Source organism: Desulfobacter postgatei 2ac9 (genome assembly GCF_000233695.2).
Taxonomy (GTDB): domain Bacteria; phylum Desulfobacterota; class Desulfobacteria; order Desulfobacterales; family Desulfobacteraceae; genus Desulfobacter; species Desulfobacter postgatei.
This window is the reverse complement of the sequence record NZ_CM001488.1, coordinates 3,028,125-3,047,596: the sequence shown is the minus strand read 5'-3', so window position 1 is coordinate 3,047,596 and position 19,472 is coordinate 3,028,125. Positions and strand designations below refer to the sequence as shown.

Sequence of the window (19,472 nt, the reverse complement as noted above, 5' to 3'; positions counted from 1 at the left end):
AGGAAGGCTGGTAAGAACTCAACCCCGGGCATGGACCGCTTCATGCACCGGGCACTCAAAGGAACCAGACATCACATGGCATTTGAACCTGTTATCGGACTAGAGGTCCACGCCCAACTCAAAACTAAAACTAAAATCTTCTGCAACTGCTCAACCGCCTTTGGCAAGTCCCCCAACGCCAATACCTGCCCGGTATGCACAGGCATGCCGGGGGTTTTACCGGTACTGAATAAACAGGCGGTTACCTTTGCAATCAAAGCCGGCCTTGCCACCAACTGCACCATCAACCGGGAAAGCCGGTTTGACAGAAAAAACTATTTTTATCCCGATCTTCCCAAGGGTTACCAGATCTCCCAGTATGCAAAGCCCATTGCCGAACACGGCTTTCTGGATATTGAAGTGGATGCCAAGGAAAAACGCATCGGCATCACCCGCATTCACATGGAGGAAGATGCCGGAAAACTGATCCACGATCCCCTGCGGGGAAAAAGCATGGTGGACCTGAACAGGACAGGGGTTCCCCTTATTGAAATTGTCAGCGAACCCGACCTTCGCACCGCTGCCCAGGCCGGCGCATACTTGAGAAAACTGCATACCATTTTAAAGTACATTGACGTATGTGACGGGAACATGGAAGAAGGCTCATTCAGATGCGATGCCAATATCTCCCTGCGGCCCATAGGTCAGGAGAAATTGGGCACCCGCACCGAGCTTAAAAATCTAAACTCCTTTAAAAACGTAGAAAAGGCTATCCTCTACGAAATTCAGCGTCAGACGTGTGTGCTCGAAGAGGGCGGACAAGTCATCCAGGAGACCCGTCTGTGGGATCCGGCCAAAAACCGCACCGCATCCATGCGGGGCAAGGAAGAGGCCCATGATTACAGATATTTCCCGGATCCTGACCTTGTGCCGCTGATCGTTGATGATGCCTGGATCCAGACAGTCCGCGCCGGTATGCCCGAACTGCCGGATGAAAAAAAGCAGCGCTTTATTCAAGAGTACAGCCTGTCTGAATATGATGCCGGTGTGTTAACAGCCGGCCTGGACATGGCCAACTTTTTTGAAGAGACCATTAAGCCGTTGAAAAACATCAAACAGGCGGCCAACTGGACCATGACCACACTCATGGGCATGCTGAATGCCAAGGGGATTGAGATCTGTGATTCACCCGTATCAGCCCATGCTTTTTCAAAGCTTCTTGGACTGCTGGAATCCTCCCGAATCAATGCCAATGCCGCCAAAACCGTTTTTGAAGAAATGGTGGAAACCGGTAAAGATCCTGAAGCCATAGTCAAAGAAAAAGGTCTTGAACAGGTATCAGACCAGGGCGAACTTGAAGCAATGGTGGATGAAATCATCAAGGAAAACCCTGAAGAGGCAAAAGCTTACAGGGACGGAAAAACCAAGCTGTTCAGCTTTTTCATGGGTCAGGTCATGAAAAAAACCCGGGGCAAGGCAGACCCCAAAGTGGTCACGCCCATGCTCAAATCAAAACTGTAAAGGCAAATGCAAATGAAAAAACCACGCGCTTTTGTGAAAGCAATTCTGTCCGTCTTCATCCTTGGCGGATTGATCTTTCCATATACGGCCTTTGCCGGCACCCCTGAAACCCTTGCAGTCCTTTCCTTTGACATCAATGCCGATAAGAATAAGAATCTGGACTACCTTAAAAAAGGCATCTCAACCATGCTCTATTCCAGGCTCACCAGCCCTGGAAAAGTCGTTGTTGTGCCGCCTCAAAAGATGGCATCCCTTGAGGCCGGTTTAAAAAAACTTTCCGGCAGTCAACTGGTTCATGAAACTGCCCGGAAAACCGACTCCAGATATGTGATTCACGGCACCATCACCAGCCTTGCAGGTGCTTTCAGCATTGATGCCAAGGTATTTGACACCACTGAAAAACAGTACATGGCTTTTTTTGAACAATCCAAGAACAGTGACGACCTGATCCAAAAGGTGGACCGCATAGCCGCCGCCATAAACCATAAAGTATTCAACCGTACAACCGTCACCTGGGAACAGATGGAACAGGAAAAGCAGAAAAAACTCAATGAGTTTAAAAATCAGAATCCGGAAAACCTTATGCAGATACCCACAGGATGGCAACAGGAAGAAAAGGTCGGCTGGAAAGTCTGGAAATATCTGTTTTAGGACATGTAATCCACCAGACTTAACCCCATAACCGAAGATGTCGAACTCAACGCCGCTTGATAAACGGTCTGGGCAGATTTAAGATCCATAATGGCTTCCACGATATCTGCATCCCGGACCGTGGAGCGCCGGGTGGTCAGTGTCAAATCCGAATTCGAGATGGTGGCTTCGGTGGTGGTTGTGCTACCGTAAATCCTACCCACAGTTGAGATGCTTGATGTGAGACTTTCATAATGATTGTCCAGCCGACTCATGGCCCGCTGAATGCCGTCCACATCATCATTTTCCAGTGCCTCTTTGAGATCAAACATCGTATCCCATATACTCCAGGTGGCTTCTTTTCCTTTCTGGGGGGCGGAAGAGACATCCTTGTCGGCCTTAAAGCCAAGATCGTCGGCAGCAGTACTTGCGTCGGCATTCGTACCCGAAGAAAACAGCAGGTCAAAGGATTCAAGCTGCCGACCGGTTTTTGTATTCTCGCTGAGGGTGAAGGAGTCGGTTGCTTCGTCATAGACCACCGAATAATTGACCCGGTTGCCGTTTTCAGCCGAGGCAGATTCAAGGGCTTCCTCCACAGCTTCAGCATAGGAGTCAGGATCCGAGTAAGTGCCAGCCTTTATAACGGCAGTCAGTTGAACCGAGGTGCCGCCTGCGTCCAGAAGGGTTTCGGTGAAATCAATCCTATCATTCTGATCTTGAAACACGGAGAGACCTGTAGGCACGGAGAACTTTCCGGACACCGGGAAATCACTGGTAACCGTTTCAAGAATCACAGTTTCGCTTTTAAACCCTAAATCCGGCAGAATACTTGCGTCTTCATAACCTTCCACGATATCAAAAGAGACGGTATCCTCATCTTCAGGCGCACCATTCAAATTTACAGTAATGTCTGATTCCTCGTCACCATCCAGGTCAATTTCCAGGGTATTACCCGTGGCTTTAATCTCGGAAGGCAGTCCGTATCCGGGATCGTTGGACACTTCCCAGGTGCCGTCTTCTTCGCTGTAGGTGAATGTCAACGGTTTCGTACCCTCGGGTTCCGGGGTATATTCGGTCAGGGCCGTTGGATTAACAATTTCAAATTCCGCATCCTTGAACTTCCCGGCACTTGATTCAAAATTGGAAATCCTGACCGTTTCCGTCTGAATCGCTTCAAAGGTGACGCTTAAGGGCTTGTCATTGCTGCCGTCGGTGCCAATGGAAAAAGTATTTGTGTCGCCATCATATTCCACCTCGTAAACAACACCTTTACTAGCTTGGTTCAGGGTATCTTCAACAATAGCGGCAAGTTCTTCCTTGCTGTAGGTGCCGCTGGTAATGGTTGCCTCAATAGTGATATCGTCACCTGTGCCGCGGTCTTCGGTGAAAACAATTTTATTATTGGTGGCATCGACTATGATCTCATCTTCATAAAAAAGGTCAGAACCACAACAGTCCAGGGATATGTTAGTGTTCCTGGATGTGCTGATATTTACCGGGTCACTGCTGCCGTTGTAGGTTACCCTGGTGGGGTTGTCATCATCATCATAGGTAAAAGGGGTTGTCCGGTTATTGTCACCACCAAACACATATCCGCCATAGGCGTCAGTATTGGCAAGGTCCAGAAGGCCATCAAGATAACCCTGCATGCTCTCGGCAGCGTTGGCGCGCTCCTGATAAGAAGCGGACGCATTGGTCAAAGCCGAGCATAACAGCTTCATTTCAGACAACTGATCAGCCATGGAGTCAAGGGCGGTTTCAGCCGTGGTAAGCACGTTCTGGGCCTGGTCCACATTCACCTGATACTGCTCCAATGCGGCCAGGTCGGAATTGATGGTCACCACCTGCTTCATACCCGATGGATCATCAGATGCAGAACTGATTTTTAAATTCGTGGAGACAACTTCATTGGCCTCGTTTAAATCAGAGGTGAGCCGTCCAAGCTGGTATGTGGCCTGTTTGTATATGCTTATGGTTGCGACTCTCATGGCAGACCTCCTATAAGATAAAATGTTTCAAAAATCAACGCGTTGCAAGCAGGGCGTCGAACATTTCCTGCACTGTTGTCAGCAATTTGGCCGCTGCAAGATAAGCCTGCTGCTGGGCTGTCAGATTAATCATTTCTTCATCCAGGGATACGGCGGAGATTGAATCCCGCTGCGCCGTAAGCTGGTACACCAGGGTCTCGGAATAGTCCAAAGCGGAATTAATTCCGGCCGCTGTGGACCCGATGGTAGAGACCAGGGATGCCTGGTAATCATCCAGCGAGGTGGCGGTTACCGTGACAGAGACCCCCTCTCCCCTGGTATATGTATACGCTTTCATGTCCAGACTGTCGTAACGGGTTTCAGCCATGGCCAGGGCATTGGTGTTGTCACTGGATGCAAGCTCGAAGGTTTCAGTATCCAGGATGCCTGAAGCCATGAGATCTCCATCGGACACCACATCATTGACACTGATGGTGGATGCGTCCGTACCGGTAAAAAAGGTATTCACCCCAAGGGCTGCCGCAACGCCGCTGTCCCCGTCTTCATTTCCTGCAAAGGCATAGGAGAGATCATCCGCATCCCTGGATTTCAAATCCATGCGGATATATCCGTCACCTGAAACAGGCTGCTCAAAGGTGATTTCAATATCACCAACATCGTCCCCGTCCAGATCAATCTGAAACCCGTCATCATGACCGCCGACCGGAATAATTTTGATGGTGCTCGTGGGGTCGTTCTTAACGATCCAGTTGCCAGCCGTGCTTTCAAATTCAAGGCCTTCAGCCTCAAATTCCAGGGCGGTGTAGTTCAACACCGTGATTTCAAAATTTTCTTCGTCAATGTTGCTGTTGTTACTGCCTAGGCAGGTTACATTTTCAATGGCACAATAGTCATCATGGGTATCAAATAAAACAGTATTGTTTTTAGTGACAGAAGCGGTCACACCGCCAGCGCTTCGGTTAAACTCATCGGCAAATGATTCAAGGGTCCAGTGCCAGTCCGCAAGGGTCTGAAGGGCATTTCCATGGGCATCGGCCACGGCTTTACCATTTTCATCCGTGGTGACATAAAAGACATCGCCGTTCACAAGGGTGCCGCCGTCAAAGGTCAGGGTCATGCCGTCCACGTCCGCGGTAATCCGGAGTTCTTCATCCTTATCGTCCTTAAGCTCAATGGTACCTGAACCGGTTTCAGACGTCCATTGGATCACAATATTGTCTTTATTTTTCGGCAGGGTGCCGCCGGAAGTAACCGTAAACTCATAAGTATCATCGACACTTGCGGCGTTTCCTGTAACCGAACCTTGAAGAATATCGGCAGCCCCTGTCTCATCGGTATTGATTCGAAGGGTGTTTCCGGCGATAAGCGTGCCTTGGGAAATGTTAAAACTGAATAAGGGTGCTGCTGTGCTGTCAAGGATATCAAAATCACCGAATTCATCAATTTTGACATATCCGGACTCGCCGGTGGAATGGTCGTTACTGTCCAAAATTTCCCAGTAAATAATTGCGGGTTCATCCAACGTATCACAATCTGGTTCCTTGGCACCGAAAAGATCAGTATCTGGATCGATAGCTGGATCGTTGTTCTTGGCAGATATTTTCATACCCGGATCCATGGTAATGGTTACGGAACCGGTTATTACCACGGCATCGTTTAGATTGGAAGAGTTTATGTCAACCGGGACGCCGCTGGAATCCGGGGAAACGGATAGTGTACCTCCGGCAGTAAATTCGCAGATTCCGATGGTGGCACCGGACGCACTTTCAATGTGCGCGACGCCGGACGTGACGTCTACAAACAGATCCGTGTTCTTGTTTTTCTCATTGATGGATTGCGCAGCTGCTTTGAGTGCGTCTTCAAACTGTTCTGCACGGGTGGCTTCTAAAGAATCCACAGTAAATTCGACCGTCGCCTCGACCCCGTCAACATTCAGTTTAAATTTAATGAGATCTCCGTCATTCGATAAAATCTTGGAAAGATCAAAATAAGCAGACGTCGTGGACGCAGAGGCAGTTATGCCGTCTATATTGGAAAGCGCTTCGGCAATGTCGGCGGCGGACCGGGTGGCACCGGAGCCGCTGTCTGAAATTTCCAGGGTTTGGGTATCAGAACCCTTGGTAATGGTAAGGGTCTGTTCAGGCATTGCATTATCCAGAGCACCGGAAATGCCTGTAGCACTACTGCCCATAAGCGGTCCGCTCGACTCTACAACGGTCTTGGTCCCTTCATCGATAACGGTGAGCTCATAAATGCGGTTAGCCTCTCCAGACAAATTGGAGATTTCAGATGTGGAGATGGCCATATCCACGGTTACGGTCTGGAATTTTGATGTGGTGTCCGTGGCATCCTGAATCACCATGGAAAAATCCTTGGTATAGTCGATCTCATCCCCGTAGTACAGGCTGGCAAAAGTCCCGCTCTCTCCGGCCTCGTAAGTCCCCTCCAGGGCACCGGAAAAATAGGTCTGCCCTGCCCCCTGGGAATGCTGATAATTCAGGGTCCAGATCAGGTTGGTGGCAAGTTCATCAAATTGAGCCTGGGTTTCGGGAATGACCACATCCCTGACCTCAAGCCATCCGGCAATGGCACCGCCTGAGATATCATCGGTGATATCATAGGTGTTTCCGGATTTGCCGGTCCAGTACACACTTCCCTGTTTCACGCTTAGATCGTATGAAATGCCGTCTTCCACCAGCGGCAGGCCACTGGAAATGATCAGGTAGGAGCCGTCTTCTTTAACGGTGACATCAATATCAATGCGTTCCCCAAGATCGTCCACCAGGGCGTTTCGTTTATCCGCAAGGTCATTGGCATTCCCCCCCGTACTTTCGGCATTAATGACGCCCAGGTTTAACGCTGCGATCTGATCGGCAATGCTGTTAACTTCGGTAACGGCGGAAGAAATTTCGTTGTTCAAATCGGTCTGCAGATCAGACAGGGCTTCTTCAATGGCATTGATACGTTCCGTAAGGGCAAGGCCGGCATCATACACGGTGCTTTGTTCGGTTTCACCGGACGGGTTATTGCTCAAATCCTCCCAGGCAGACCAGTAGGCATCCAAAAGGGTATTCAGGCTGTCATCACTGTCTTCGGAAAACAGATCTTCAATGCTTGACATATAGACCTTTGCTTCCTCTAAAGCGGCCTGGTTGGACAATTCAGAATTCAGCGAATTTTCAATAATCTGGTTTACGGAACTGGCTACCGAAGAAACAATGACCCCAGTACCATAAATATTGCCACGCGAGGTTACCGTGGGGGTGGTGGATAACGCCACAGACTGGATGCTATAGTCATCATTATCTGCGTTGGCAATATTCTGGCCCGTCACGCTGATGGCAGACTGGTAGGCCGTAATGGCATTGGACGCAGTATTTAATATGGCGTTAAGGCTGCTCATGGGTCCCCCGTATTCCTGTAATTAAAATACGTTGCTATCGTTTCATGCCTATGACCGTGGTCATCATTTCATCCACAGTGCTGATAATTTTAGCATTGGCCTCATAGGCGGTCTGCAGTTCGATCATTGAAACAAATTCCTCGGAAATATCCACGTTGGACATTTCAAGGGCATAGGATGAGAGGGAGCCAAGCCCGTTTTGCCCGGGTTTATTGGTGATGGCCGCCCCGCTGTCTGTTGTGGCTGAATAAAGATTGCCACCCTCATTTTTAAGGCCGTTTGGATTGTTAAAGTCTGCCAGGGCGATCTTGAATAATGCGATCTCCTGACCATTTGAGTAGGTGCCGGAGACCAGGCCATCGGACAGTACCCCGATACCCGTGAGGTCCCCTGATGAATAACCGTCTGAATCCTGGTATATGGTGGAAGAAGCTTTGGCGTACTGGGTGGAAGATAACGAATTATTCACCCAGTTGTTACCGTTAAATTTTGACCCGATATCAAATGAGATGTCGGTTTCTGTTGAGCCGGCCTCGCCGCCCAGAAAATCAGCTGTAAATTGCAAATAGCCGGTATCCTCTGCTTCGTCCATAGTTACTTCCCGCCAGGCAGTGGACCCTTGAATACCAAAGGTGATGCTGGGAGCGGTCCCATTCGGAAGATCTTCAACCTCTTCTTCAAAGGTAAATGTAATATCTGCTTCCCCGTCATCGTTCAGGTCTATTCCAACATAAGTGGCATCACCTGAGATGTTATCTCCTGTGAGTAAGGAGTATGTTCCGGCTAAAGGAAGGGCATTAAATCCCCATGTTTTCAGAGTCGAATCCCATTCAATGGTAATGGATTCTCCTTCAGGTGTGCTCTCTTCCATGGCACTCGGGTTATTAATTGTCAGCGTAGTGTTACCGTCTGTCGCACCTTGGTAATCAATCTCTGTAACATCCTGGACATTACAATCTATTGGGTTGTTAATATCAAAGGAAAGCGTGTCCCCGTCCTGGACATCTTCATCCAGATTGATTATTATGTCCGCCTCATTGCCTCCAGCGCTGTTGTCAAGTGAAATATAAATGGTATTTTCATCAGAATAAATTAATACCTCGGCATCGGGATAGTTAGTCAGTTGCAGGTTTTCAGGATCAAGCAGATTCGGTCCTATCCATCCACCAGCATCAGTATATTTCAATGAAATCCCGTATTGATCCTTCGACAAGGCCTCGGTATCTTGAATTTCAAAATTAACAGTCTTTACGGTGTTGTTTCCAGATGTATCCACGTTGCCTATTTGACCGGTATATTCCTCCATGGTCATGGAGACGACGTCACCTGAACTTTGGGAAAAAGTAATGGTGCCCCTGGCCAGAAGGCCTGCTGAGTCCAACGCTGCCACAGTGCCCCGATTATCCTCGTCAGGATCACAAGTAATAATGTATTCCCACTCAGTACCGGATTTCTTATCGTAGTAGATGGTGACTTCATGGGAAGAACCCAGGGAATCATAGGCCGTGACCACGGTCTGGTATTCATAACCATCCGAATCCACTGTGGTGCCGTTTTCCTCATCATATTCAAACAGGTTGGACAAAACCATGGATTTGGACTCGGCATCGGAATCCAGGTTGGTAATTACGGTAATTTCCTCGGTAGCATCCGGCGGACTTGTAAACTCGGTCAATATCAGATCGGTAATGGCCCCGTATTCCTCTCCGGTATCCCCTTCAACATACCACCCCTGGAGAATATGCCCTCCGGAAGTGACAAGCGCACCGCTTTCATTAAATGAAAAATTACCGGCCCTTGTATAGTAGGTTTCTTCTGACCCGGGATCGGAAACGACAAAGAACCCATCCCCGCCAATGGCAAGATCCGTTGCATTGCTTGTGGTTTCAAGGGAGCCATCGGTGAACACCTGGGCAACATTGTCAACGTTCATACCCAGCCCCACCTGGGAAACACCGGCATTGGTGCCGATGGTCTGGTAAAGGGTATCCGCAAAGCTGGCAGTTCCCTTTTTAAACCCAATTGTATTCATGTTTGAAATATTATTACTTGTGACCTGAAGCGCATTGCCGGTGTTGCCCAGGCCGCTGGTGCCTGCATAAAGGGAACTGTTTAATGACATGGGATTCTCCTCAGCTTATGTAAAGTTTTTATATGAAAGTAGTGAGTAGTGAGTAGTGAGTAGTGAGATTACAATAAGCTGTCTCCTCAATACTCAATACTCATTACTCAATACTAAATACTCACATCGTTCATTCAACAGAAGTTATACTTGATACAGAAACCAGACGTCCGGTATCTCCAATTTCAAGGTATTGGGTGCCGTCAACAGACGTGATGGCACTTACCTCTCCGGAAATGGCGGTGGAGGCGCTTCCCGTATCCGCTTTAACCGTATAATAATAAAGCCCGTCAGAATTCATGTGCCCGCTGTTTGTCAGCCCGTCCCAGGTGACTTCATTTTCTCCGCCAGTTGCGTCATCAGCAGATATTTCAATAGTATCAACTTTTTCATCATCGGCGTTATATATTGTGACCGTGACATCGGAGGCGGCGGTAAGGCTGAAGCTTAGAGCATCCCCCTGCACCTTGCCGTCTTCCACCTGGATAATTGGATGACTGGAAGAGACCGTGGTGCCAAGGTATTCAATAATGGAGGTCGAATCACTCGAAGACGAGGAGGAAGAGGAAGACGAGGTTACGGTGGTAACATCCTCCGGATCCACCAACACACCCTTGATCACCAGGTATCCCTTTCCGTTCTGGTACGACACGGCATCCACGGTTCCGGACAGATGGGATTGTACCTCTTTGTACCCGTCTCCGGAATTGGCCATAACCTCATAAGAGTATTCACCGTCATCCAGACTGTTACCCTCATCATCCGTACCATCCCAGGAGATCAGATACGATCCGGCCTCAACCTCGCCCTGGGACAATGAAGCCACCTTTGTTCCATTGGCATCATACACATACACAATTACTTCAGCAGGCTCATCAACCTCATAAAACCCGGAAGTTACAGCGCCGTTATCAATGGTCATTGAGGTTGCGGTTGCCGTAACGGTGAGTCCTACAAATGAATTGGCATCAACCTCTTGTTCGGTACCCTTAACACCCGTCACCATTTCATCAAGTTTGTCATTGGCATTGATCAGCTGTTCAACCTGGCTGAACTGGGCCAGCTGGTCTGTGAACTGATTCGTATCTGCCGGATCAAGGGGGTTCTGATTTTCAAGCTGGGCCACCAAAAGAGTTAAAAAATCCTCGGTGCCCAATGAAGTTGTCTTGCCGGTATCACTTTTTGAGGTCGCCTGAGTATCATAAGCCTCATAGCCGCTAACCAGTGACGAAAGGATCGAGTTATCAGACATACCTGCCTCCTTATAGCTGTTATTAATAATGGTTGGGTCGATGCTTTAAAGTGCCAAGAGACCTTTCCCGGTCTTACTATAGTCTTGTCCTGATCTTATCCTGATCTTAATTAAAACCAAGAAAGGTGCCTAAACGAATTGCATAGACGCATCACAGACAAAAATTAATAAAAAATCTCACATGATTAATTCTTTAAATGTTTGCGTATAATACATATATAATCTTTTTAAATTATATAAACATAGAAACAATCTTATGATATAAATATTCATCATTTTACCTCATATAAGATTAACGCGCCGGCATTCCGTTCTTTACACATGGAAATTTTTACCTATTTCACCGGGGAAATATCCCATTAGGGCGATACAAAATTTAATGCTCGGAAGAATTTGCCTGTTAATTGCTGAAAAGAATGTATGGCCTTGGTCATATTTTAGGCCATCCGAATTTTTGGTAGGTTGGGTTGAGGAACGAAACCCAACGCCGATAAGTTGTTGGGTTTCACTTCGTTCAACCCAACCTACGCTGTGGCCGATGTTATGACCAAGCCCGAATGTATCAATGATGACATCAAATACTGATTTGATGTCGTAAAGGGGAAAAAGCAAGGATTAAAAGCAGATGTAAGCGCAGAAAAGACCTTGAAGGATCATATGAATAAAGGTGTGAAGAATGATTTTACGTTTCCAGCCTATGACTTTTGAATCCGTGTCAAAAAATGATTCGGATACTGAAATCATATACTTGTATCAAAAAGAAGCCCTGTCAGTTCCGCCATTTTTTCCTTTATCATTACCAGTTCCTCGGAGGGAATTTGTTTTATAAGTTCATCTGTCTTCCTGTTTTTGATCTCCACGATCACCTGATGGTTCAATTTTTCATGCATGAAAAAACCCAGATCCGTTTGAAGACCATCCATGTATTCATTCAGGGTCTGTGCAAGTTCTTTTATCTCTTCGGCAGGCGGAGACGCTTCCTCTTTTTGTGCGTTTGCCTGGGACTGATCCGGCGGCATATTTTTGATTTTATCGTCAGTTTCTGTTTCAATGGGGCCGGCCCCTGATGATTCAGCAGTCTGAATGGTTGGGGAAACCGTGTTTATATTCATGATGATTTTTCCTTATTATTCCTTATTAATTGGTAATACTGATAACTTTTGCCTTGCTTGCAGCAGTTGCTGAAGATCGGTATGAACCAATCACCGAGGTTCCTTTGGATAGCTGTTTCATACGATTTTTAATATTGTCTCTGACAGCGTGTACTTTTACTTGAAGGGCCCTGTTCTGCTCAAGGAGTTTTGTAACACGATTATTCAAAAAAAACACCATTGATTCCGTTTCGGCCCCGGTTTCGATTTGCTGCTGTTTAACCAATATATCGACGTTCCTTATCAGTCGGGAAACTTCAATATCCCGTTCTGCAGACTGCTGTTCAAGGTCGGGTAGGGCCTGTTTGTCAAAAGATGCAAGGTGATCTGCCTGAATATCGTACAGCCGATTTAACGTATCTTCTACTGCCTTAAAATTTTTTTTCATATTTATGAAATATCCTGTTTATCTGTCAAACGGAAATTGCCTGAAACGTTGTCTTCGGTCTGTCTGGATTGAACGCCGGTTGAAAAGAGCGTTTTGGGGCCGTATTTTTTACAATTTCAGTGAGTGACGCCTGTTTTTTTGCCATTACATCGGTTTCCCAGATCTCTTTAAGCCTTGATATATAGGCTTTGGCACGGTCAAGGGTCTTTAAGTCATTGTTTAAGGTTACCTTTGGCAGCTCCGTCAGAATGGCCGTGTAAATACCCCTTAAAAACCGGGTGGATTCATCCGTCATTGTCGGATCAACAGAGGCGTTGAGCTCTGAGATGATGGCAATAACTTTTGAAAGGTTTTCTCCCTTTTTTTGAATATTCCCCTCTTCAATACCTTCCCGGGCCAGCTTCATGCGGGTCAGGGCTCCTTTGAAAAGCAACAGTATCAATTGCTCGGGATCCATGCCTTCATAGTGATTGTTCAAATAGGTGTGTAATTGCTGATAAGCTGCCATTCAAATCTCCTGAATTCCGTTATTGTTATTTATTTGAATCGACCATTCAAAATTTTTCTTGAGAATATTTCAGCCCTGATTGAGAATTATTAGTCATCGCTTGATGAGCCGAATGAGTCAAACAACGACGTCAGCAGAGCGGCTTCTGAATTCAGCTGGTTGATATAGGTATCCAGCCGTAAAAACTGTGCCGACATGATTTCATATTTTTTTGTCAACCGGGCGGTCTCGTTGTCGATGTCCTGGTCCAGCCGGTCGATTTTTGCTTCTGCTTGATCAATTTCAGTGGAGGCGATGCCGGTTGAACTGACCATTTCCGACAGGGCTTCATTGATGACATCGGCTATTCCGGTAATTTCTTCATCCGCATCGCCCAAAAACAGCATTCTCAGCGCATCTGGATCGTTGGCGATGGCTTCGTCAAGGGTATCTTCGTCAATGCTGATCGTGCCGTCCTTGGCGATGTCAAGCCCCAGGTCGATCAGGCTCGTGTAAGCACTATCCAGATCAATGTTTGTGGTTAAAAGGGATTTGAGCTGAGCAACAATCCGCCTGGCGCTGCTTGAGCTTTCAAAGGGATTGTCCGCATCGTCCTCGGTTTCGCTTTCCGTGTTCGAAGAGTCTGCGCCGGTGCCGGTAATATAGGAGACAAGGTCATTGAACCCCTCGATCATAGATAAAAGATCTTCTTTAACGGTATCGTGACTGACTTCAATGTCCAGTGTTGTTTCCCCGACACTTTTCAGCTCAAATGTGACGCCGTCAATGACGTCGTCAATCCCGCTGTTGGATTGGCGGGAATAAGAAATGCCGTCCACGGCAAATTCGGCATTCAAAGATTCCCCTCCGGCCCCGTTCACTTCCGTTAATTCATCAAAATTACTCAGGGTGATTCTGGCGTCCTCGCCGGTTTCGTCGGCGGTAAGGGTCAGCTGATACGGGTTGTCAGTGTCTCCGTTATTGATAATGGCTGCGGTGATGCCGGGGTTGTTTTCAGCCTCGTTGATAAGTTTCGCCATCCCCTGGTAGGTGGTGCCGGGAGCAACGGTTAAGTACATGGTGCTGTCTCCCTGGGTGATGCCCACAGTGGTATCCGCCGCCACCCAGTCAAATCCGGAAACGCTGATCTGCGAATCTTCCGTGTTTTCTCCTGAAGTGGCTGAAAGCCGGATATAGTACTCGCCGTTGTCATTACTGGCAATGGCGGCCGTGACCAGCTGGTTTCCATCTGTATCGGTGTTGTCGGCAGAGTTATTGATGGCATCGACGATTTCTTCAAACGTCATGCCTGCTTCCAGGCTGATGTCGATCTGCTCCTGATCGCCGTCGACACCATAATAAATGGAAAGGGGTGGGGACATCGAATCAGCTTCCAGTATAGAGCCGGACCTAATGGTCATATCCTCTTGTAACAGAGTATCACCCTGTATAACAGTATCCACTGACAGGGTCGTTCCTGCTACAATAGTCGTACCGGAATTATTAATAATATCAGTCGTTAAAACAGTTCCTGCTGAAAGTGTCGATCCGGAAGCAATTGTGGCTCCTGCGCCAACCAACGTGTCGGCACTTAATGTCACCTCCTCTGTCAAGGCGACACCAGCCCCCAAAATTGTGACCGCGGTGGTATCTATATCCGATATCCCGGATTCGGGTTCGTTGAACAGGGCATCTGTTTTGCCGGCCGCAGCAGTGGACGCCCAGGAATTTTTCTGGGCTTTCTGGGTGACTTCAAGGCTGTAGGAAGAGGCTTCATACCCATCCCCCACTGTAGCAGAGAGGATATCTTCATCCGATATGGAAACACGGTTGCCCAAAAAATTGGATGCCAGGGATAGGTTCAGGGCATCCGATTTGATGGAAAAAAGTTTGGCATTAACGGTATTATAGGCGTCCACCTGGGTCTGGAGCTCGGTCTGTTCCGCCTCCTTGGCGGTGATAACGGCTTCATCCACCCCCTTGAGCTGATCAATAATATCCTGAAGGTCAAGGCCGGACCCTATTCCCAATGATGTAATCGATCCTGTTGCCATGGTGCTTCTCCATAAAATTAAATGTGCATTTTACTTGCTGTTATATTGATACTCTTATCGGGTAATCGCATAAAAAACATAATTTTTTTTTAAGTTATTTTTCCAGCCGTCGATAAGCTATTTCAGATTCCATAGTAAACCAGGTACGGTACGGTGGAAATATAAAAAAAAAGGGAACGGAATCCCTGATTCATTAACTCTCAAGGAGGAATAAATTATGGCATTAAGAATCAACACCAACGTTGCAGCGTTAAACGCGCACAAAAATTTGGTCAAGAATGATAACAACCTGTCGTCAGCACTTGAAAAACTGTCTTCCGGCCTTCGGATCAACAAAGCAGCGGATGACGCTTCCGGCATGTCCATTGCCGACTCTCTCAAGTCTCAGTCCCTGGGCCTGGGACAGGCCATCCGGAATGGTAACGATGCGATTTCGATTGTTCAGACAGCAGACGCGGCTCTGGAAGAATCCATCAACATCGTCAACACCATTAAAACCAAATCCATCCAGGCGGCCCAGGACGGACAGACTACGGACTCCCGCAAGGCCATCCAGGCGGATATTACAAAGCTCAGGGAAGAGCTGGACAACATTGCCAAAACCACCTCATTCAACAACCAGAAACTTCTTTCCGGTAATTTTACCGACAAGAAATTTCAGATCGGGGCCTATGCCGGTGAGACCGTGGACATTTCCATCCAGTCAACGGAAGCAAATAAGATCGGTCATATCACTACCTCTGATCTAACCTTTGCCGGTGAAGGGACGACCCAACTCAATGTTTACAGTAATCTGCAGGACAAGACCTATTCACTGAATTCCATTGAGCTGGCCTATGATAACAGTGCGGAGCACGGCGTGGGCGCTGTGGCCGATGCCATTAATAAACTCAGTGATGTGCTGGGTATCTCAGCCACGGCATCGGTTTCTTCCTCTACGGATGATAATATCACCGCCGGTACAACGGACAGCAGTTTTTCCATCAACGGCGTTACCATTGGTGCCTTGGATGTGAAGGAAAATGATTCCGACGGTGCCCTGGTGTCGGCGATCAACAACAAGACCAGTGAGCACGGGGTTACGGCTTCCGTGGATCAAGACGGAGTACTTACTCTCAATTCTACGGACAACCGGGCCATTAAAGTTACCATGGGAGCGGCTACCCAGGCCGTAATGGGTGGAACGGAAGAGCTGTCGACTTTGGGCACGATTGAAGTACGCCAGGAAGGCACCAGCCAGATTGCCATTACCGATGCTTCTGCCCAGGCTGGTATTGCGGTTTCCACCGAGGATGGCTTCATGAAAGTAGGGGCTATGGCCTCCACCACCCAGGAAATGGTGCTTACATCCGGTTCTTCTCTTACCGCATCAGTCTTGGCATCTGGGGCGGTGCTTCAAGGCACCTTTACAACCACAGCCCAAGTAACAGGCCTGTTAAATGATGAAAACGTTATTGGAGCAGGATCAGTTCTTGATAGCGGATCAATCATTGGTGCAGGAACCACCCTTCAAGGGAATTTTGAAATAGCTCAGAATACTGCAACAGTTATCAAAAGTAGCTTGGGCGCTGGGACGGAATTAAAAGGTGGTGCAGATACTCTTTTAAAAACGGGTACAGTGTTTAAGGGCGATGTGAGTGAAAGCCTTTCCGGTGCGACTTCAGGTAATGTAGTTGTTAGCGGGGGGAATACCTATATCAAGGGTAACACTGCTATTAAAACCACCGGTTTAATCCTGACCGGAGAGGCAACCTTAGCGGCCGGGTCTATTCTGGAAAGTGGTTCTATTTTGACTGCCGGCAGCACTACCGGGCATAATTATACGATTCAACAAGATGTGACTCTCACAGCGGATATGGCGCTAAAGGGATCCGGTTCAACCCTTGATATCGGCTCCGTCCTTAAGAGTGGAACAACCTTTGCCACCGACGCATTGGAAGGTTCTGGTGCAATATTCGGCGGTTCCGTAAACTTGAAGGCTGGTTCTAGTATAGGAGCCAACTCCATTCTGGCCAATGGATCGTCCCTTGGATTAGCGACGACAACGGGTGAGGATGAAAAAGTGGCTGTGGATAAAGATATGCTGCTGACCAAAGGTTCGATAATTGCAAAGGATTCGACTATCACTGCTGGTACGGTGTTGACCAATGATATCCTGGCTTCCGACGGAACCACATATGCCAAGGGCACCACCCTTGAATATGATATAATCACCGGTACTGCAGCCACTAATAAACTGACGGAAGATATGGTCATTAACGGCGGTTCCATACTGAAATCGGGTACAACTCTGGCGGTTAATGATGTAGCTTCGGACAGTACAGTGGATTCTTTTATGTCCGATGCCTCTGCCTATCGCCTTTCCGATGTGGATGTGACCACCCAGGAAGGTGCCCAGATCGGTATTGCAGTGGCGGATGCCGCGTTGAAATCCCTGGATAAGGTCCGGTCCGACCTGGGTTCCGTGCAGAACCAGTTGACCTCCACCATTGCCAATATTTCAACAACCAAGGTAAATGTTGAAGCTGCGGAATCCAGCATCCGTGACGTTGACTTTGCCGAAGAGTCGGCAAACTTTACAAAGATGCAGATCCTGAGCCAGGCCGGCACATTTGCCATGTCCCAGGCCAATGCCAGTTCGCAGAATGTCTTGAGCCTGCTCCAGTAAGTTTTATCGCATAAAACCAAGCGATATTTGTTAGAATCGGGGCGGCAGCTGCAAAAGCTGTCGCCCCGGTTTTTCTTTGCTTGATAAAAATAACGGTAGTAATTTTTATTCGTTCAGAAGACCGGTCATTAAGGAAGAAGGAGGTACGTTTTGAGGATTCTATTGGTTGTCTATGATAACGATTCGTATATCCACTGGTTTCCCCAGGGATTGGCCTATATTGCGGCAGTCCTCAAAAAAGACGGCTATGATGTTGAAATTTATAACCAGGATCTCCATCATTACCCGGATGAGCACCTGACCGCTTATCTGGACCGGAACAAATTCGATATTATCGGCGTCAACATCATTGCCGGGTATTATCAATATAAAAAACTGCTCAATATTTCCCTGGCCATTGAAAAGTCAAAACAAAGACCTGAACAGTTCATCATCGGAGGGCACGGGCCGTCCCCGGAGCCGGAATATTTTCTTGAAAAAACCGGTGCTGATGTCGCCGTGATCGGTGAAGGTGAGGAAACGGTTTTGGAACTTTTTGATGCCTTTGCCACCCATAAGCCCCTGGACCGCATCAATGGAATTGCATACCGCAACGGCGGGAAAGTTGTGGTTAACCCCAGGCGGGAACTGATAAAGGATATTGACAGCATCCCGTGGCCGGCATACGAGCTTTTTCCCATTGAATATTACAGATTGTTGAGAATGCCCCATTGCACCCACGGCGATTTTGTCATGCCGCTGCTCTCCGGCCGGGGATGTACGTTTAAATGTAATTTCTGCTACAGGATGGACAAGGGATTTCGTCCCCGAAGCGCCGAGGCCATTATCGAAGAGATTCAATATCTGAAAAAAGAGTTCGGCATATCTTATATCGCTTTTTCAGACGAACTTCTCATGTCATCCGGACAACGTACCATGGAAATCTGCGAATCTTTTTTAAAGGCCGATTTGAATATAAAATGGGACTGCAACGGCAGGCTCAACTATGCAACACCGAAAGTGCTAGCGTTAATGAAACGGGCAGGATGCGTTTTTATCAATTACGGCATTGAAGCCTATGACGATGATGTGCTGAAAAAAATGAACAAGGCCCTCTCAATCAAACAGATCGACCAAGGTATCGAATCCACATTGGCTGCCGGAATCAGTCCCGGTCTGAATATGCTGTTCGGCCATATCGGCGACAATAAGGAAACGTTAACCGCTGCTGTAAATTTTTTAATCAAGCATGATGATGGGGCCCAGATGAGAACCATTCGGCCTGTTACCCCATACCCCGGTTCTCCCTTATATAATTATGCAATTGAAAAGGGTCTGATTAAAGACATTGAGGACTTTTATGAAAACAAGCATTTGAATGCAGACCTTTTTGCTGTTAATTTTACAAAATTGTCTGAAAAAGAACTTTATTCGGAACTGGCGAATGCCAATATCATGCTTGTTGAAAATTATTTTGAAAATAAAAAGAAACTGATGGTTTCACAAATCAAGGATTTATATTACAGCCGGGATGCTTCCTTCAGGGGATTTCGGCAAACATAAAAATATAAGCTGTCCGAATTGAATGGTCCTTGATAATTGAATATATTTTAATGAATATGGTTTCATTATGAATGATAAAAATATGGAATGTCCCATCTGTAACTCTTCGAATCTCAAACAGATACATAACAAGGTCTGGTCTGCTCAAAACACAAAGGTATTTCGTTGTAATTATTGTTTGACAGGATTTTTATATCCCATAATGAACGAACCGGAAGAAAAAAATTTTTATGCCGCCTACAATGAACATACAAAGAAACGCGGCGTGACTCTGACAACGGATCCTT

12 protein-coding genes are annotated in these 19,472 nt (G+C 47.3%); 4 read left to right on the top strand and 8 right to left on the bottom strand.

What is annotated here, in order from left to right; translation table 11 throughout:
- The first annotated feature begins 75 nt into the window (after nucleotides 1-75).
- Complete coding sequence (gatB, locus tag DESPODRAFT_RS14030; RefSeq protein ID WP_004074273.1) at nucleotides 76-1,500, top strand: Asp-tRNA(Asn)/Glu-tRNA(Gln) amidotransferase subunit GatB; 1,425 nt, start codon at nucleotides 76-78, stop codon at nucleotides 1,498-1,500.
- A 12-nt stretch (nucleotides 1,501-1,512) separates the two neighbouring features.
- Nucleotides 1,513-2,151, top strand: a complete 639-nt coding sequence (locus tag DESPODRAFT_RS14025; RefSeq protein ID WP_004074272.1) for a hypothetical protein — start codon at nucleotides 1,513-1,515, stop codon at nucleotides 2,149-2,151.
- On the opposite strand, the gene flgL is transcribed toward DESPODRAFT_RS14025, so the two are convergent.
- The 8 genes from flgL to fliD form a co-directional block, all read right to left on the bottom strand.
- On the bottom strand, nucleotides 2,148-4,118 hold the full coding sequence (gene flgL / locus DESPODRAFT_RS14020) for a flagellar hook-associated protein FlgL (protein WP_004074271.1): 1,971 nt from the start codon (nucleotides 4,116-4,118) through the stop codon (nucleotides 2,148-2,150). The two genes, DESPODRAFT_RS14025 and flgL, sit on opposite strands and share 4 nt — an antisense overlap.
- 34 nt (nucleotides 4,119-4,152) lie before the next feature.
- Nucleotides 4,153-7,521: a flagellar hook-associated protein FlgK gene (flgK, locus tag DESPODRAFT_RS14015; RefSeq protein ID WP_004074270.1), complete on the bottom strand. Its 3,369-nt coding sequence runs from the start codon at nucleotides 7,519-7,521 to the stop codon at nucleotides 4,153-4,155.
- Between the two features lie 34 nt (nucleotides 7,522-7,555).
- Nucleotides 7,556-9,643, bottom strand: a complete 2,088-nt coding sequence (locus tag DESPODRAFT_RS14010; RefSeq protein WP_004074269.1) for a flagellar hook-basal body complex protein — start codon at nucleotides 9,641-9,643, stop codon at nucleotides 7,556-7,558.
- A gap of 130 nt (nucleotides 9,644-9,773) precedes the next feature.
- Entirely contained in the window at nucleotides 9,774-10,895 is a 1,122-nt protein-coding gene (locus DESPODRAFT_RS14005; RefSeq protein ID WP_004074268.1) for a FlgD immunoglobulin-like domain containing protein, read from the bottom strand.
- 740 nt (nucleotides 10,896-11,635) lie between these two features.
- Nucleotides 11,636-12,007, bottom strand: a complete 372-nt coding sequence (locus DESPODRAFT_RS13995) for a flagellar protein FlaG (protein WP_004074266.1) — start codon at nucleotides 12,005-12,007, stop codon at nucleotides 11,636-11,638.
- Nucleotides 12,008-12,032: 25 nt separating this feature from the next.
- Nucleotides 12,033-12,434 (bottom strand): hypothetical protein, encoded by a 402-nt coding sequence (locus DESPODRAFT_RS13990; protein ID WP_004074265.1) that lies wholly within the window; start codon nucleotides 12,432-12,434, stop codon nucleotides 12,033-12,035.
- 25 nt (nucleotides 12,435-12,459) lie between these two features.
- Nucleotides 12,460-12,942 carry a flagellar export chaperone FliS gene (gene fliS / locus DESPODRAFT_RS13985; RefSeq protein ID WP_004074264.1) on the bottom strand — a complete coding sequence of 161 codons (483 nt, stop codon included), beginning with the start codon at nucleotides 12,940-12,942 and terminating at the stop codon, nucleotides 12,460-12,462.
- Between the two features lie 89 nt (nucleotides 12,943-13,031).
- Nucleotides 13,032-14,975: a flagellar filament capping protein FliD gene (gene fliD, locus DESPODRAFT_RS13980; protein ID WP_004074263.1), complete on the bottom strand. Its 1,944-nt coding sequence runs from the start codon at nucleotides 14,973-14,975 to the stop codon at nucleotides 13,032-13,034.
- Nucleotides 14,976-15,192: 217 nt separating this feature from the next.
- Here fliD and DESPODRAFT_RS13975 point away from each other — a divergent pair, with 217 nt between their 5' ends.
- Both DESPODRAFT_RS13975 and DESPODRAFT_RS13970 read left to right on the top strand, forming a co-directional pair.
- Nucleotides 15,193-17,643, top strand: a complete 2,451-nt coding sequence (locus tag DESPODRAFT_RS13975; RefSeq protein ID WP_004074262.1) for a flagellin N-terminal helical domain-containing protein — start codon at nucleotides 15,193-15,195, stop codon at nucleotides 17,641-17,643.
- A gap of 150 nt (nucleotides 17,644-17,793) precedes the next feature.
- Complete coding sequence (locus tag DESPODRAFT_RS13970; RefSeq protein WP_004074261.1) at nucleotides 17,794-19,185, top strand: B12-binding domain-containing radical SAM protein; 1,392 nt, start codon at nucleotides 17,794-17,796, stop codon at nucleotides 19,183-19,185.
- Nucleotides 19,186-19,472: the final 287 nt, after the last annotated feature.